Source organism: Rhodococcus sp. RDE2 (assembly GCF_020885655.1).
GTDB classification, from domain to species: domain Bacteria; phylum Actinomycetota; class Actinomycetes; order Mycobacteriales; family Mycobacteriaceae; genus Rhodococcus; species Rhodococcus pyridinivorans.
The window spans coordinates 3,362,586-3,377,655 of the sequence record NZ_AP025186.1 but is presented as its reverse complement, the minus strand read 5'-3'; the positions used below and the strand labels follow the sequence as shown (position 1 = coordinate 3,377,655).

General features: G+C 69.3%; 14 protein-coding genes. 11 read left to right on the top strand and 3 right to left on the bottom strand.

The features are described from left to right. Window positions 1-2 precede the first annotated feature (2 nt). The 4 genes from LPH33_RS15750 (at window position 3) to holA (ending at window position 5,152) form a co-directional block, all read left to right on the top strand. Window positions 3-842: a DegV family protein gene (locus tag LPH33_RS15750; protein WP_229565099.1), complete on the top strand. Its 840-nt coding sequence runs from the start codon at window positions 3-5 to the stop codon at window positions 840-842. Between the two features lie 145 nt (window positions 843-987). Next, window positions 988-1,827: a ComEA family DNA-binding protein gene (locus tag LPH33_RS15745; RefSeq protein WP_229565097.1), complete on the top strand. Its 840-nt coding sequence runs from the start codon at window positions 988-990 to the stop codon at window positions 1,825-1,827. Continuing rightward, window positions 1,824-4,184, top strand: coding sequence for a DNA internalization-related competence protein ComEC/Rec2 (locus tag LPH33_RS15740; RefSeq protein WP_229565096.1), 2,361 nt, complete (start codon window positions 1,824-1,826; stop codon window positions 4,182-4,184). Before LPH33_RS15745 ends, LPH33_RS15740 begins: the two co-directional genes overlap by 4 nt. After that, the gene (gene holA, locus LPH33_RS15735; RefSeq protein WP_229565095.1) at window positions 4,181-5,152 is read left to right on the top strand and encodes a DNA polymerase III subunit delta; all 972 of its coding nucleotides are present in this window, start codon (window positions 4,181-4,183) and stop codon (window positions 5,150-5,152) included. Before LPH33_RS15740 ends, holA begins: the two co-directional genes overlap by 4 nt. A gap of 126 nt (window positions 5,153-5,278) precedes the next feature. On the opposite strand, the gene rpsT is transcribed toward holA, so the two are convergent. Further along, window positions 5,279-5,539, bottom strand: coding sequence for a 30S ribosomal protein S20 (gene rpsT / locus LPH33_RS15730; protein WP_006554505.1), 261 nt, complete (start codon window positions 5,537-5,539; stop codon window positions 5,279-5,281). Window positions 5,540-5,902: 363 nt separating this feature from the next. Here rpsT and LPH33_RS15725 point away from each other — a divergent pair, with 363 nt between their 5' ends. Then, window positions 5,903-6,724 carry an aquaporin gene (locus tag LPH33_RS15725; RefSeq protein WP_059380811.1) on the top strand — a complete coding sequence of 274 codons (822 nt, stop codon included), beginning with the start codon at window positions 5,903-5,905 and terminating at the stop codon, window positions 6,722-6,724. Window positions 6,725-6,751: 27 nt separating this feature from the next. Here the strand turns inward: LPH33_RS15725 and LPH33_RS15720 are convergent, their stop codons facing one another. Next, window positions 6,752-7,420: a type II toxin-antitoxin system PemK/MazF family toxin gene (locus LPH33_RS15720; protein WP_160875643.1), complete on the bottom strand. Its 669-nt coding sequence runs from the start codon at window positions 7,418-7,420 to the stop codon at window positions 6,752-6,754. Between the two features lie 63 nt (window positions 7,421-7,483). On the opposite strand from LPH33_RS15720, the gene lepA reads away from it, so the two are divergent. The 3 genes from lepA (at window position 7,484) to LPH33_RS15705 (ending at window position 11,393) form a co-directional block, all read left to right on the top strand. Continuing rightward, entirely contained in the window at window positions 7,484-9,379 is a 1,896-nt protein-coding gene (gene lepA, locus LPH33_RS15715; RefSeq protein WP_237451241.1) for a translation elongation factor 4, read from the top strand. Window positions 9,380-9,414: 35 nt separating this feature from the next. Beyond that, a complete protein-coding gene (locus LPH33_RS15710; protein ID WP_160875641.1) occupies window positions 9,415-10,347 on the top strand; it encodes an NAD(P)H-dependent flavin oxidoreductase in 933 nt (310 codons plus the stop codon). A 68-nt stretch (window positions 10,348-10,415) separates the two neighbouring features. Next, on the top strand, window positions 10,416-11,393 hold the full coding sequence (locus LPH33_RS15705) for an ABC transporter substrate-binding protein (RefSeq protein WP_160875639.1): 978 nt from the start codon (window positions 10,416-10,418) through the stop codon (window positions 11,391-11,393). Window positions 11,394-11,400: 7 nt separating this feature from the next. On the opposite strand, the gene LPH33_RS15700 is transcribed toward LPH33_RS15705, so the two are convergent. Further along, window positions 11,401-13,347 (bottom strand): glycoside hydrolase family 15 protein, encoded by a 1,947-nt coding sequence (locus LPH33_RS15700; RefSeq protein ID WP_160875637.1) that lies wholly within the window; start codon window positions 13,345-13,347, stop codon window positions 11,401-11,403. Window positions 13,348-13,413: 66 nt separating this feature from the next. On the opposite strand from LPH33_RS15700, the gene LPH33_RS15695 reads away from it, so the two are divergent. The 3 genes from LPH33_RS15695 (at window position 13,414) to LPH33_RS15690 (ending at window position 15,060) form a co-directional block, all read left to right on the top strand. Continuing rightward, entirely contained in the window at window positions 13,414-13,620 is a 207-nt protein-coding gene (locus LPH33_RS15695; RefSeq protein WP_016694101.1) for a hypothetical protein, read from the top strand. Between the two features lie 171 nt (window positions 13,621-13,791). Then, window positions 13,792-13,884 carry an Ms4533A family Cys-rich leader peptide gene (locus LPH33_RS26910; protein ID WP_315899260.1) on the top strand — a complete coding sequence of 31 codons (93 nt, stop codon included), beginning with the start codon at window positions 13,792-13,794 and terminating at the stop codon, window positions 13,882-13,884. Between the two features lie 150 nt (window positions 13,885-14,034). Then, the gene (locus tag LPH33_RS15690; protein ID WP_145692438.1) at window positions 14,035-15,060 is read left to right on the top strand and encodes a sulfate ABC transporter substrate-binding protein; all 1,026 of its coding nucleotides are present in this window, start codon (window positions 14,035-14,037) and stop codon (window positions 15,058-15,060) included. Window positions 15,061-15,070: the final 10 nt, after the last annotated feature.

The following is a 15,070-nucleotide window of genomic DNA, read 5'->3' as shown; positions in this document are numbered from 1 at the left end:
TCGTGTCCGTCGTCGTCGTCACAGATTCGTCGAGTTGTATCGACCCCGAACTGGTCCGTCGGTACGACATCCGAGTGGTGCCACTGCACATCATCGTGGGCGGACGCGACCTCCGCGAGGGCGTCGACGAGTTGCCGGAGGACCTGTCGACCGTGACCACCTCCGGCCCCTCGCCCGCCGAACTGACCGACGCCTACACCGAGGCGCTCGAGGCCAGCGGGGGAGACGGCGTCGTCGCCGTGCACCTCTCGCGTGTGCTGTCCGGGACGTGGGACGCCGCCCGGCACGCCGCCGAATCGCTGGGCGACCGGATCCGGCTCGTCGATTCGCGGAACACCGCGATGGGTTCGGGTTTCGCCGTCCTCGAAGCGGTGCGCGCCGCCCGGGCCGGAGCCGATCTGGTGAGGGTGTACGAGCGGGCCGTGGAGGTCGCGGCGTCCGCCCGGACCCTACTCGTCGTCGACCGGCTCGACCACCTGCGTCGCGGTGGCCGGATCGGCACGGCCACCGCGCTGTTGGGTACCGCGCTCGCGATGAAACCCGTGCTGCACATCTCCGACGGCAAGCTCGTCCTGCGGGAGAAGACCCGCACGATGACCAAGGCGATGGCCAAACTCGTCGACGGAGCCGCAACCGATGTCGGCGACGAACCGCTCGTCGCGGTACACCACCGCGAGGCACCCGAGCGGGCCCGCAGCCTCGCCGATCAGCTCGCGCAGCGCCTTCCGGAGGGCACCGAGATCGTCGTGTCCGAACTCGACGCGGTTCTCGGCGCGCACGTCGGGCCGGGCGCGGTCGGTGTGGTCGTCGCCTCCGCGGCGACCGGTACCACCGAGGACTGACCACCTACACCACCTCCCGGCCCGGATCATGCCGGTGGAGGCCCGATCCGGGCATTCATCCACAGGGGTGCTGGTCATCCACAACCTGGGCCGGATCGGCGCCGACACCGAATCCGGCGTTCGCGGACGCGGTTAGCGTCGCGGCATGGCGAGCAGTGACCACCGTGATCTCGCGCGCACCCGCCTCGGCGCAATCACGCGTTCCTCGGCGATGCCCGCGGAACCGCCCTGGACCGAAGACACATCGACCGACGACCACCCCTGGGCGGATCACGACGACGGCGACGAACCCCTCCACAGCGGTCCCGGCCGGGAACGATTCGTCGATCGGCTGACCGCCGCGCGATGGGACACGGGACGACGGGGACCCGCAGCTCTCGCCGCGATCGGAGTGCTCGCCGCCGCAGTGGCTCTCGTCGTCGTGTGGCGCGACCGGCCGGTCCCCGAACCGGTACCGCCGCTGCCACGGGTCGAAGTCGTGGACACCGCAGAGTCGTCCGCCACGAAGGAGACGGACACGGCACAGCCGGATTCCGCTGAGTTCGTCGTCAGCGTCGTGGGTGCGGTGACACGGCCCGGACTCGTGCGGCTGCCGGCGGGATCCCGTGTGGCCGATGCGCTCGACGCTGCCGGCGGTGCCGTCGACGGCGCCGACCTCATCGGCCTGAATCTGGCCCGGCGGGTCGCCGACGGTGACCAGATCGTCGTGGGAATCGCCCCGTCCCAACCTGTTCCGCATGCCAGTGGAATCGTCGAAGCGCAGGTCCCCGGTGATGCTCCACCGGGGTCAGGCGGGTTGGTGGATCTCAACGCCGCCGACGAGACCGCGCTCGACGCGCTGCCGGGAGTCGGTCCCGTCACGGCCGCGGCGATCGTCTCGTGGCGTGACACCAACGGACCGTTCACGGACGTCGAACAACTCGGTGAGGTCGACGGGATCGGACCGGCGCGACTGGCCCGGCTGCGTGAACTGGTGACGGTGTGACCGTCCGGAACGACGGGTCCGACACCGCAACGGTTCTCGACGCCCGGTTGGTGCCGTGCGCGCTGGCCGCGTGGGCCGTGACGCTTCTCGGGTTGTACACGGGATGGCGGATCGTCACCGCCGTGGCGGTCGCGGCCGTCGTCGGATGCGCCGTGACGGTCCGTCTCGTCGCGGCCTGTCGCATCCCTCGCGGAGGTGCGCGGATCCTCCTCGCAGCACTGGCCGTCGTCGCGGGATTCGGGCCGGCTGCCGGTCTGCGGATGTGGGCCGCCGACCAGCACCCGATCGCCTCCGCAGCGGAAAGGGGAGCGTGGGCCGGCGTCGTTCTCGTCCCCACCGACGACCCGCGACGCATCCGGGCCGCGGCCTTCGACGACACACCCCGGGTACGCATTCCGGCACGGCTCGAGCACGTGACGGTCGGTGGACGATCCATGGACACCGGGGGATCGGTGGTGGTGTTCGCCCCGGCCGACTCGTGGGGAGATCTCCTGCCCGGGCAGTCGGTCACCGCACGCGTGCGGGTCGCGCCGTACACCGGACCGGGCACCACGGTGGCGGTGCTCCGCGCGGAGAACGCACCCACGGCCGTCGGCCCGCCCCCGGTGTGGCAGCGGTGGGCCGGCACGGCGCGCGACCGCCTCGCGCAGGTGAGTTCCGCGGTGCTTCCCGCCGACCGGGCCGGCTTGCTGCCCGGTCTCGTGGTGGGCGACACCACGGCGCTGACCGACGAGGTGCGCGAGGACTTCCGGGTTGCCGGACTGACGCACCTGACCGCCGTGTCCGGAGCCAACGTCAGCATCGTCCTCGGAGCGGTACTGCTCCTCGTACGCGCGGTAGGACTCGGCCCGCGTTCCGGCACCGTCCTCGCCGCAACGGCTCTCGTCGCCTTCGTCATCGTGGTCCGTCCGTCGGCGAGTGTGGTGCGCGCGGCGGCGATGGGATCGATCGGACTGCTGGCATTCGTGACCGGTCGTGAGCGACAGGCACTTCCCGCTCTGTGCACCGCGGTGGGCGTGCTGCTCGTGCTCATGCCCGACCTCGCCGTCGACGTCGGGTTCGCGCTGTCGGTGTCCGCGACAGCGGCGCTCATCGTCGCCGCGCCGCCCGTCGTGACCCGACTCGTGGACCGCGGGTGGCCGCGTTCCGTCGCGGAAGTCACGGCGATGTCGCTGGTCGCGTTCGCGGCGACCGCACCTCTCGTCGCGGCGGTGAGCGGGACGGTGAGCGTGGTATCGGTCGCGGCCAATGTCCTCGTGGCCCCGGTACTTGCGCCACTGACGGTCCTCGGCTCGCTCGTCGCGGTGGCCGCCTCCGTCGTCCCGTGGGCGGGGGAGGTGCTTGCGCGCGGTACCGGGCCTTTCCTGTGGTGGCTGATCACGGTGGCCGATCGGGCGGCGTCGTTGCCGTCGGCCGAGTTCGAAGTCCCGGACGGACCGGTGGGGGCTCTCGTCGCGGCCGTACTGGTCGTCGTGGTGTGGTCGGTGGCTCGTCACCGGCGGGTGCGGATCACGGCTCTCGTGATCGCGGTGGCCGTCGCGGCGGTGTGGCTTCCGGTGCGGATGCTGCGGCCGGGCTGGCCCGGAGCCGAATGGGTCCTCGTCGCATGCGATGTCGGCCAGGGCGATGCACTGGTATTGGCGACGGGGGACGGACGCGCGGTCGTCGTCGACACCGGGCCCGAGCCGGAACCCGTCGATCGGTGCTTGCGCCGGTTGCGGATCCGCGGTGTCGCGCTGCTCGTCGTGTCGCACCTGCACGCCGACCACGCGGGCGGAATCCGTGGTGTGCTCGGCGGGCGCTCGGTCGAGGCGGTCGTGGTCGGGCCGGGCGCTGCGAGTGACGACGCGGCGGACGTTCTCGACCCCGCGATCGAGAGCGGTGTCGTCGTGCGGGAAGTGGCCGCCGGTGCGGTCCTGCGCGCAGGCGATCTCGAGATCCGGGTGGTGGGACCGGCCGCACGCGGGACGGGCGGTTCCGAGAACGACGACTCCCTCGTCCTGGTGGTCGATACTGTCGTGGGGCGGATCCTGCTGCCGGGCGACGCGGAGGAGGCCGCGCTCGACGCACTCGTGCGGTCGGGCATCGACGTGCGTGCGGACGTGTTGAAGGTGCCGCACCACGGCTCGCGCACCACTCCTGCCCGGTTCCTCACCGCCGTGCGGCCGAGCGTCGCCCTCGTCAGCGCCGGACGCGACAACCTGTTCGGGCATCCGCATCCCGAGATCGTGTCCGCCCTGGCCGGAATGGGGGCGCGGGTGCTGCGCACCGACCTGCACGGCGACGTCGCAGTCGTCCGTGCCGGTTCCGGGGCGCTCGCGGTGGTGTCGGACGTGCGTGGCACGATCGAACCGTGAGCGACGCGTCCCTGCATCTGGTCCTCGGTGAGGAAGAACTGCTCGTCGACCGTGCCGTCGCGCAGATCGTGTCCGATGTCCGCACGCGCAGCGGAACTCCCGGCGACCTCCCCGTCTCCCGGCTCCGCGCCGGCGACGCGGGTGTGCCCGAACTTGCCGAGCTGCTCAGCCCGTCGCTGTTTGCAGAAGAACGCATCGTGATCCTCGAATCCACGGCCGACGCCGGGAAGGACGCCGCGGCGCTGATCCTCGACGTCGCAGCCGATCCGCCTCCGGGCGTGACACTCGTGATCCTCCACAGCGGCGGCGGTCGCACCAAGGCGATGGTGCCCGCGCTGCGCAAGTGTGGCGCCGAGGAACACATGTGCGCTGCTCCCGCGAAGGCGGGGGAGAAGGCCGCGTGGGTGCGCACGTTCGTCCACAAGGAGTTCCAGGCCGCGGACGTACGGGTCTCGGGCGACGTCGAACAGCTCGTCATCGAAGCGGTGGGATCCGACCTGCGCGAACTCGCCGCTGCGTGCAGCCAGCTCGTGGCCGACACCGGCGGCAAGATCAACGCTGCGGCCGTGCGGCGCTACTACTCGGGCAAGGCCGAGGTGTCGGGATTCGACGTGGCCGAGAAGGCCGTGGCCGGCGACACGGCCGGTGCGCTCGAAGCGCTGCGGTGGGCGATGCACCGCGGTGTCGCCCACGTGCTGCTCGCCGATGCCCTCGCCGACGCCGTGCACACCATCGCCCGAGTCGGCTCCGCCGGTCGCGGCGACCCGTTCTCCCTCGCGTCGTCGCTCGGTATGCCGCCGTGGAAGGTGAAGAAGGCCCAGGCACAGGCGCGCACATGGGCGCCGGCGTCGATCGGGACCGCACTCACGGTGGTCGCTGCGCTCAACGCCGACGTCAAGGGAGCGGCCGCCGATCCGGACTACGCTCTCGAGCACGCCGTGCGGGTCATCTCCGAACTGGCGGCCTGAGCCGTCCGCGCCGATCCCGCTTCAGGGGCGGCGTCATGTCTGCCGTTCAATGCCACGAAGGCCGTCCCCGGCGGGGGACGGCCTTCGTGAAGCAGAGCCTGCGTCTACTACCTCGGAGCGATGAACTCAGAGCTTGTTGGCAAGCTTCGCGAGAGCAGACTTCTTGTTGGCGGCCTGGTTGGGGTGGATGACACCCTTGCTGGCAGCCTTGTCGAGCTGACGGCTGGTGGCGACGAGGAGTTCGTTGACCTTGTCCTTGTCGCCGGCGGCCGCAGCCTCGCGGAACGAACGGATCGCCGTACGAAGCGACGACTTCACCGACTGATTCCGGAGTCGGTTGCGCTCGTTGGTGCGAATCCGCTTCACCTGGGACTTGATGTTGGCCACGCGTAAAATCCTGTCGTCTTGCTGGTAGCTGGTAGGAAAGCTCTGGGTGCATCTGAGCACCGATGGACAAGGTTACCAAGAACGGATCGCAAAGCCCAAACCGGCGGTCGAATCACCCTTCTCACCGGCCTGATCGTTTCGGCCAGGACGACGCGCACCTGACTGTTGTTGTTGCGTGCCGCCGCGGGAGGGCATCTACATGGGCGGACACGCCACGGCGCACGATGTCGTTGTCGAGGTCACGGCGCTTGCGTAATCTCCCTCACAGCGCGAACGGCGAGTTCGCGGCTGCGGTGCATCGACTCGAAGTGTTCTACCACCAGGTTCCGCCTGCGTGCGGGACCGCGAACATCGAGGTGACCCATGGAACCCCCACGCGATCCCGAGTCCCGAATCGACGAGGATCTCGCACGCCAGACATCCCTGGAAATCAGAGACCCCGGTGAGTTCTCCGATCTGCGGAAGTACGTGGCGGAGGCGATCGGAACCTTCCTCCTGGTGTTCTCCGCGGTGGGTACCGCGGTGTTCGCCGGAACCTATGTCGGCCAGCTCGGCGTCGCATTGGCGTTCGGCCTGACCCTGCTGTTCCTCGTGTACACCATCGGCCCGATCTCCGGGTGTCACGTGAACCCGGCGGTGACGCTCGGGCAGCTCATCGTCGGTCATGTGACCCCGGTGCGCGCCGTGGGTTACTGGATCGCGCAGGTCGTCGGCGGTCTGATCGCCGGTCTGACGCTCTACGCGGTGGCGTCGTCGCTTCCGAGCTACGACCGTGCCGCCGACGGGCTCGGGGCGAACGGCTGGGGCGCGCACAGCCCCTCGGCGGTGCACGGCCCGCTCGGCGGTGTGCTCGAGAACGGCTACGGTATCGGCGCGATGATCGTCGTCGAGGTCCTGCTCACGGCCGTGCTGGTGTTCGTGGTGCTGGGCGCGACCGATCAGGTCGCCGACGCACCGATCGCCGGCATCGCCATCGGCTTCACCCTCGCCGTGATCCACCTGATCTCGATCCCGATCGACAACACGTCGGTCAATCCCGCCCGCAGCCTCGCCGTCGCCTTCTACCAGGACGGTGCGCTCGGGCAGCTGTGGGCGTTCATCGTGTTCCCGCTCATCGGCGGCGCACTCGGAGCCCTCGTCTACACCTTCCTCTTCGGACGGCGGTACGGGCTCCGGGCCTCCTGAGGTCCCGCGGGCGGGACGCGGCCCGGTTCAGCTCCAGTTGAAATCGGTGCGGAGCCGGGCCGCGACCTGATCGAAGCGTGCGCGGGGAAGGATCGCGCCCTCGCGGCGGATGCCGTCCTCGGGGACGTCGAGCACGCGATCGAGGCGCACCCAGCTCGGGCGGTTCTCCGCGTCCCACCGTCCGGAGCCGATTCCGAGCCAGTCGCGGTGACCGTCGCGGTCGGCGTTCGACGACAGCATCAGTCCGAGCAGCGTCGAGTCGTCGCGGCCCACGATGAGCACCGGGCGGTCCTTGCCCTGCGTCGGATCTTCTTCGTACGCCACCCAGGTCCACACGATCTCGCCCGGATCGGCGCGACCGTCGAGATCGGGGGAGTACTCGAGGCGGCGGGCACGCTGCGCCGTCGGCGTGGTGCGCGACGCCACCGGGCGACCGGGGGCCGGGCGCTTCGTACCGGACTGGGTCTTCGCAGCACCGGGCTTCGGCGCCGCGGTCCGGTCCGCGCCGGGCTTCGGTGCCGCGGTGGTACCGCTCCCCGAAGTTCCGCTCGCTGCGCCGGCCTGGCCGGCCGCGTTCAGCGCGGCGCGCGCCTTGTCGAGCGCCCCGGACTGCTGCAACTGCTGGTAGATCTTCGGCCCCTGCTCGACGGCGAGACGCCCCAGCTGCCTGCCCAATTTCTTCCATGTACCGGCCACGGGAACCGAGCTTAACCGGACCTGACCCGGGCGAAGTCCCGGCCGCCGCCCGACTTGGATATTCTGCAGGGTGACCGCGGTCTGCAGGCCGCTGCCAGTCCGAGTCAGGAGCACGACATCAGCACCTTCGCCGACACCACGTTCACGGACCCCGCAAAGATCCGGAACTTCTGCATCATCGCGCACATCGACCACGGAAAGTCGACGCTCGCGGACCGGATGCTGCAGCTCACCGGGGTGGTCGAGGAGCGGCAGATGCGCGCCCAGTACCTCGACCGCATGGACATCGAGCGCGAGCGCGGCATCACGATCAAGGCGCAGAACGTACGTCTGCCGTGGAAGCTCGACGGCGAAGACTACGTGATGCACCTGATCGACACCCCGGGCCACGTCGACTTCACCTACGAGGTCTCCCGCGCGCTCGAGGCGTGCGAGGGCGCGGTCCTGCTCGTCGACGCCGCGCAGGGCATCGAGGCGCAGACCCTCGCCAATCTCTACCTCGCGCTCGACAAGGACCTGACGATCATCCCGGTCCTCAACAAGATCGACCTGCCCGCGGCCGACCCCGACCGCTATGCCGGTGAGATCGCGAACATCATCGGCTGCGAGCCGTCCGACGTGCTCCGGGTCTCCGGCAAGACCGGCGAGGGCGTCCCCGAACTCATCGACGCCGTGATCCGCCAGGTGCCGCCGCCGGTCGGTGACGCCGACGCGCCTGCCCGCGCCATGATCTTCGACTCCGTCTACGACACCTACCGCGGCGTCGTGACGTATGTGCGTGTGGTCGACGGCAAGATCGTGCCCCGCGAGAAGATCAAGATGATGTCGACGGGCACGACCCACGAACTGCTCGAGGTCGGCATCGTCTCGCCCGAACCCAAGGCCACCGCCGGTCTCGGCGTCGGCGAGGTGGGCTATCTCATCACCGGCGTGAAGGACGTGCGCCAGTCGAAGGTCGGCGACACCGTCACCACCGCCCGCAACGGTGCGGAGGAGCCGCTCACCGGCTACCGCGAACCGCGCCCGATGGTCTACTCCGGCCTGTATCCGGTCGACGGTTCCGACTACCCGGTGCTGCGCGACGCGCTCGACAAGCTCCAGCTCAACGACGCTGCGCTCACCTACGAGCCCGAGACGTCCGTCGCCCTCGGATTCGGCTTCCGTTGCGGCTTCCTCGGTCTGCTCCACATGGAGATCACCCGCGAGCGCCTCGAGCGCGAGTTCGGCCTCGACCTGATCTCCACCGCCCCCAACGTCGTCTACCGCGTCGTGCTCGAAGGTGGTCAGGAAGTCGTCGTGACGAACCCGTCCGACTGGCCCGAGGGCAAGGCCCGCGAGATCTACGAACCGATCGTCAAGTGCACCATCATCGCCCCGAGCGAGTTCATCGGCTCGATCATGGAGCTGTGCCAGTCGCGGCGCGGTGAGCTCGGCGGCATGGACTACCTGTCCGAGACCCGCGTCGAGCTGCGGTACACGCTGCCGATGGCCGAGATCATCTTCGACTTCTTCGACTCGCTGAAGTCGCGCACCCGCGGCTACGCCTCGATGGACTACGAGGAGGCCGGCGAGCAGGAGGCCGCGCTGGTCAAGGTCGACATCCTGTTGCAGGGCGAGGCCGTCGACGCGTTCAGCGCGATCGTCCACAAGGACGCCGCTGCCGCCTACGGCAACAAGATGACGACCAAGCTCAAGGAACTCATCCCGCGGCAGCAGTTCGAGGTGCCCGTCCAGGCTGCGATCGGCTCGAAGATCATCGCCCGTGAGAACATCCGGGCGATCCGCAAGGACGTTCTCGCCAAGTGCTACGGCGGCGACATCAGCCGTAAGCGCAAGCTGCTCGAGAAGCAGAAGGAAGGCAAGAAGCGGATGAAGACCATCGGCCGCGTCGACGTGCCGCAGGAAGCGTTCGTCGCCGCGCTGTCGTCCGAGGCCTCGTCCGACAAGCCGAAGAAGTAGTCGTCCCTGCTGCGACGCCCACCGGAAGGATTCGCGTGCTCGACACCTGGCTCACCCGTGAACTCGGAATCTCCGTTCCACTGCTGGGTGCGCCCATGGGCGGCCGGGCCGGGGGGCGGCTCGCGGGCGAGGTGACGCGGGCCGGCGGCCTCGGACTCATCGGCGCCGCCCGCTACAACACCGCCGAGTGGATCGAGGGCGAGGTGCGCACCGCCCGCGAGATCGGTGGTGGGCCTGTGGGATTCGGTCTGATGACCTGGGCGCTCGCCGACGACGACAGCCTCCTCACCGCAGTGCTCGAGCACCGCCCGCAACTGGTCACGCTCTCGTTCGGCGATCCCGCACCCTACGTCGAGCGCGTCCACGAGGCCGGAGCGATCGTCCTCTCGCAGATCAACACGATCGACGATCTGCGGGTGGTCGAGGCGGCGGGTGTCGATGCGGTGATCGCGCAGGGCCATGAGGCCGGTGGGCACACTGGCCGGATCGGCACCCTTCCGTTGCTGCAGGAGGTGCTCGAGTCGACGTCGCTGCCCGTGCTCGCCGCAGGTGGCATCGCCACGGGTCGCGGTCTGGCGGCGGTGCTCGCAGCCGGTGGGCAGGGCGCCCTGGTCGGGACGGCGTTGCTCGCCAGCCCGGAGACCGTCGGCCCCGACTACGCCCGCGGCCGGCTCGTGGAGGCCGGCAGCGCCGACACCGTCTACACCGACGTCTTCGACAAGGCCCGGCACCAGCCGTGGCCGGCGCGCTGGGGCGGACGTGCCCTGCGCAACGCCTTCACCGACGAGTGGCACGGTCGGGGCGCCGACGAGGACACCCTCGCCGCCGCGTACACGGGCGACGATCCCGACATCGGAGTGGTCTACGCGGGGGAGGCCGCCGGTCTGGTGCGGTCCGAGCGACCCGCGGGCGAGGTCATCCGGGGTATCGCCGAGCAGGCGGAGACCCTGCTGTCCCGCTTCCGCTGAGGACGGCATCGGCACACGGACGTCCCCACTCGAGTTAAGGTGAGCCTCACCTGAAATGGAGGTCGCCCATGCGTCGAGTCGTTCTCTCCGCGGTAGCGCTCGTACTGTTCGCCGTCCCGAGTCTCGTAGCATGCTCGACGGACACCGACGAACCCGCGACTGCCGGTGGCGAGACCGTCACCGTCGAGCACTCCTACGGCACGACGACGATCGAGGGCACACCCGAGCGGATCGTCGCGACCTCCAGCCAATGGCTCGACGCCCTCGTCGAACTCGGAGTGCAGCCGGTCGCGTACTACAGCGCAGGCTCGTACGGCGACGATCGCGGACTCTACCCCTGGCAGACCGGCGTCTCCCCGGATGCGGTGGCGCTGAGTCCGACGGCGGAGACGTCGGTGCCCGTCGAGGAGGTGGCCGCTCTCGAACCCGACCTGATCCTCGGCGCCTGGCAGATCGCCTCGCAGAACGACTACGACACGATCTCCGCGGTCGCGCCGACGATCGGGCCTCTCGGCGACACCGGCGTGGACCGCTGGGACGAACAGGTGCGTGTGCTCGGTGAGGTCCTCGGCCGCACCGACGACGCCGAGCGGATCATCGCCGACCGCAACGCCGAGATCGAGGAGGCCGCTCTGCCGGGACTCGAGGGCCGGACCGCCGCGCTGTCGCAGTACGTCACCAACGAGCAGCAGGTCGTCGTGGTTGCCGATCCGAATGACGGGGCGGCGGCGTTGTTCACGCAGCTGGGCATGACGCTGCCGCCCGCGCTGGTCGCGGAGGGCGGAGCCTCCCAGGGGCGGGTCGTGCTGGGTCCCGAACGCGTCGACGCCCTGGTCGCCGATCTACTGATCATCCTGCCGCGCGGCGGAACCGAGCAGGACCTGATGGCCCTGCCCGGATTCGACCGGTTGCCCGCCGTCACCGGAGGCGGTCTCGCCGTCGTCGACTTCCCGACGGTGGTCGCGTTCAACACGCCCTCGTCGCTGTCGATCGGCTATGCGCTCGACGTGATCCGGCCGCAGCTCGAGGCCGTCGCGAACGCCTGAGACCGGCTCACGGCCCGAGATGCGCGGGCCGGAAGTTGCCCGCTCCGATCTCCCGCTCGGCGCGGATGACGTGGACGACGGCGTTGATGAGCGCCAGGTGGGTGAACGCCTGCGGGAAGTTCCCCAGATGACGTCCGGTCTCGGTGTCGATCTCCTCGGCATAGAGCTTCAAGGGGCTCGCGTAGTCGAGCAGGCGCTGGCACAGTGCGGCGGCCCGCTCGACCTCACCGATCTCGACGAGCGCCGAGACCAGCCAGAACGAGCAGATGGTGAACGAACCCTCCTCACCCGCGAGTCCGTCGTCGGTGGTCTCCACGCGGTAGCGCAGCACCAGTCCGTCCTCGGTGAGTTCGTCGGCGATCGCCAGCACCGTGGCCCGCACGCGGGGATCGTCCGCGGGCAGGAAGCGCAGCAAGGGGATCAGCAGAGCCGAGGCGTCGAGCGACGGGTGACCGTACCGCTGGGTGAAGACACCGCGTTCGTCGACGCCGTGTTCGAGGACGTCGGCCTTGATCTCGTCGGCGACGGCCGTCCACTTGCGGGCGTAGTCGGGGCGGCCCTGCAGCTCGGCGAGTTTCGCGCCGCGATCGAGGGCAACCCAGCACATGACCTTCGACGACACGAAGTGCTGGGGTTCGCCGCGCACCTCCCAGATGCCGCGATCGGGCTTGCGCCAGTTGGCCGCCGCCTCCTCGACCTGCCGGCGCAGGGTGTGCAGCAACGTCTGGGGAAAGTGTCCGCGGGACTTGACGTGCAGGTACACCGAGTCGAGCAGCGTGCCCCAGATGTCGTGCTGCTGTTGGTGATAGGCGTCGTTGCCGATCCGGACCGGGGTCGCGCCGTCGTAGCCGCTCAGATGCGCGAGGGTGGACTCGGGCAATTCGCGCTCACCACCCACCCCGTACATGACCTGGAGCGGATATCTCATGCCGTCCGCGTCGCGCGAGACGTCGAGGATGAACGAGAAGAAATCGTCGGCCTCCCGGTCGAACCCGAGTGTGTACAGGCCCCACAATGCGAACGTCGAATCACGCACCCATGCGTAGCGGTAGTCCCAGTTGCGTCTTCCGCCAGGGGTTTCCGGCAGAGAGGTCGTCGACGCGGCGAGCAGCGCCCCGGTCGGGCTGTAGGTCAGTCCCTTGAGCGTCAGCGCGCTGCTCTGCAGGTAGGTGCGCCAGGGGTGATCCGGGAAGCGGCCCGTCGTGATCCACTCGCGCCAGTAGTCCTGGGTGGCGGCCATCTTCACGGCGGCCTCGTCGAAGGTGTGCGGCATCGGGCAGTCCGACCACGACAGGGCGACGAACGCCGTGTCGCCCTTGTGGAGTCGACGACGCGCGCGGACCTCGCGGTCCTCGATCCCGAGACGCAGATCCGTCGTCATGCGCAGCGTCGGATGTTCGTCCGGCGCATTCCGGCACACCGCGGTGGCCTCCTCGTAGACCTTGCCGGTGTAGCTCCATTCGGTGCGGCCGCGGTGGTAGTCGAAGGCGGGCTCGCAGCTGACGTACAGATCCACCGTCCCGTTCACACAGCGCACCGTGCGCAGCAGCATGTGCTCGGACTCCCAGTCGGACGGGGTCCGGCGGTGCGTGGTCGAGCGCTCCTCGACGTCGTACCAGGGCGCCATGACCAGCGCGTCCCGCACGATCATCCAACCCGTGTCGGTCTGCCAGGTCGTTTCGAGCACCAGACCGCCCGGCAGGTACCGGCGTGCCGCAGGAACGGTGCGGTCGTGCGGCGACAACCGGAAATGTCCCGCGCTGCGGTCCAGCAGCGACCCGAACACACTCGGGGAGTCAGGACGGGGCACACACATCCACTCCACGGTGCCGTCACGCGCGATCAGGCAGGTGCTCTCGCAATCCGAGAGGAATGCGTAGTCGTCGATCGGCGGGAACGGACTCCGTCGGAAGGGTGCCCCCGACAGCGGTGAGGAGGAGTGGTGGTGGTCCATCCCTCCATGATCACCGCGGGCCGGGCGGATCGCAGGACGGTTGCCGAACCTACTAGGGTGTAGGCAATGGATCGGGTGGCTTCGTGGTGGGACGGCTTCGAGCTGTGGCTCGCGGGCCTGTCCTTCGTCCCTCAGGTGGCCCTGGTGCTCGCAGTGCTGGTGCCGGCCTGCTTCGGGGTCGCATGGCTGCTCGATCGGGCGATGGCCGGTGTCTTCGGACTGCTCGGCCGTGGAGAGACGGACTCGCCCGCCACTACGACGGAGGATTGCTGACATGCCGCGTTCGCGCGTGACCCTGGCGCTGATCGCGCTGTTGATCATCGTCGTCGTCGCATGGCTCGTCTCCATGTGAGCACGCCGCTCGCGCATCCGGTCCGGTGCTCGACGCCCGGTGTCCGAATCGTCGATTTCGGTCGATCCTCGACCTCTGCTAATCTCTGCCGCGTGTCCGCGACCACGCTGCCCCGCATCCGCCATGAGTTGGCGTTGATCGCTGTGGGCATGCCTTCGGTCGCCGACATCGACTGTTGTCGCTGAACCCTTCTTCTCTGCGGTCCCCGTCTTCCGGATCCTCGCGTCCGTCGGTGCTGCATCCTCGCGAATCCCGGCCGGTCGGATCCCGGCAGCCCCTCGTCCGGTGGCCGGTCGCGTTCATCCCCCTCGAAACAGCCCCTCAGGAGGCTCGTCATGAAACGTTCCAGGTTCGTCGTCGCGGCGCTCGCCGCGGTCACCGCGTTCTCCCTCACCGCCTGCGCCGGCGGTTCGAGCGACACCGTCGGAGCCGAGAGCGGCGGCGACGGATCCGGTGGCACGATCAACCTCTACGCCTACGCCGTGCCCAAGGTCGGATTCGACTCGCTGATCCCCGCCTTCCAGGAGACCGAGGAGGGGGAAGGCGTCGTCTTCCAGCAGTCCTACGGCGCCTCCGGAGACCAGTCCCGCAAGGTGCGCGACGGCGCGGAGGCCAACTTCGTGAACTTCTCCGTCGAACCCGACATCACCCGTCTCGTCGACGCGGGCCTCGTCGACGAGAACTGGAACGACAACGCCTACAACGGGATCCCGTTCGGATCGGTCGTCACCATCGTCGTCCGTGAGGGCAACCCGAAGAACATCCAGGACTGGGACGACCTGCTCCGGCCGGACGTCGAGGTCGTCACCCCCAACCCGTTCAGCTCGGGTTCGGCGAAGTGGAACCTGCTCGCCCCCTACGCCGCGAAGAGCAACGGCGGCGCCGACCCGCAGGCCGGCATCGACTACGTCGACGCACTGGTCACCGACCACGTGAAGGTGCAGCCGAAGTCCGGTCGCGAGGCCACCGAGACCTTCCTGCAGGGCACCGGCGACGTGCTGCTGAGCTACGAGAACGAGGCGCTGTTCATCGAGCGCAACGGCGACCCCGTCGAGCACGTCACCCCGCCCGTCACGTTCAAGATCGAGAACCCCGCGGCGGTGCTGAAGAACGCGAAGGACGTCGAGGTCGCGCAGGCATTCAACGACTTCCTGTACACCCCCGACGCCCAGCGCCTGTGGGCCGAGACCGGGTTCCGGCCCGTCGACCCGACCGTCGCCGAGGAGTTCGCCGACGAGTTCCCGCAGCCGGAGAAGCTGTGGACCGTCGCCGATCTCGGCGGCTGGGAGACCGTGAACGAGGAGCTGTTCGCCGACAGCACCGGCACCATCGCGGTGATCTACGACAACGCCACGAAGTAGAGCACGCGCG

Bases quoted from the DNA above. Each gene is read 5' to 3' on its own strand.
- LPH33_RS15745 (WP_229565097.1), top strand. From the start codon at position 988: ATGGCGAGCAGTGACCACCGTGATCTCGCGCGCACCCGCCTCGGCGCA.
- LPH33_RS15725 (WP_059380811.1), top strand. From the start codon at position 5,903: ATGGAACCCCCACGCGATCCCGAGTCCCGAATCGACGAGGATCTCGCA.
- LPH33_RS15705 (WP_160875639.1), top strand. From the start codon at position 10,416: ATGCGTCGAGTCGTTCTCTCCGCGGTAGCGCTCGTACTGTTCGCCGTC.
- LPH33_RS15700 (WP_160875637.1), bottom strand. From the start codon at position 13,347: ATGGACCACCACCACTCCTCCTCACCGCTGTCGGGGGCACCCTTCCGA.
- LPH33_RS15695 (WP_016694101.1), top strand. From the start codon at position 13,414: ATGGATCGGGTGGCTTCGTGGTGGGACGGCTTCGAGCTGTGGCTCGCG.
- LPH33_RS15690 (WP_145692438.1), top strand. From the start codon at position 14,035: ATGAAACGTTCCAGGTTCGTCGTCGCGGCGCTCGCCGCGGTCACCGCG.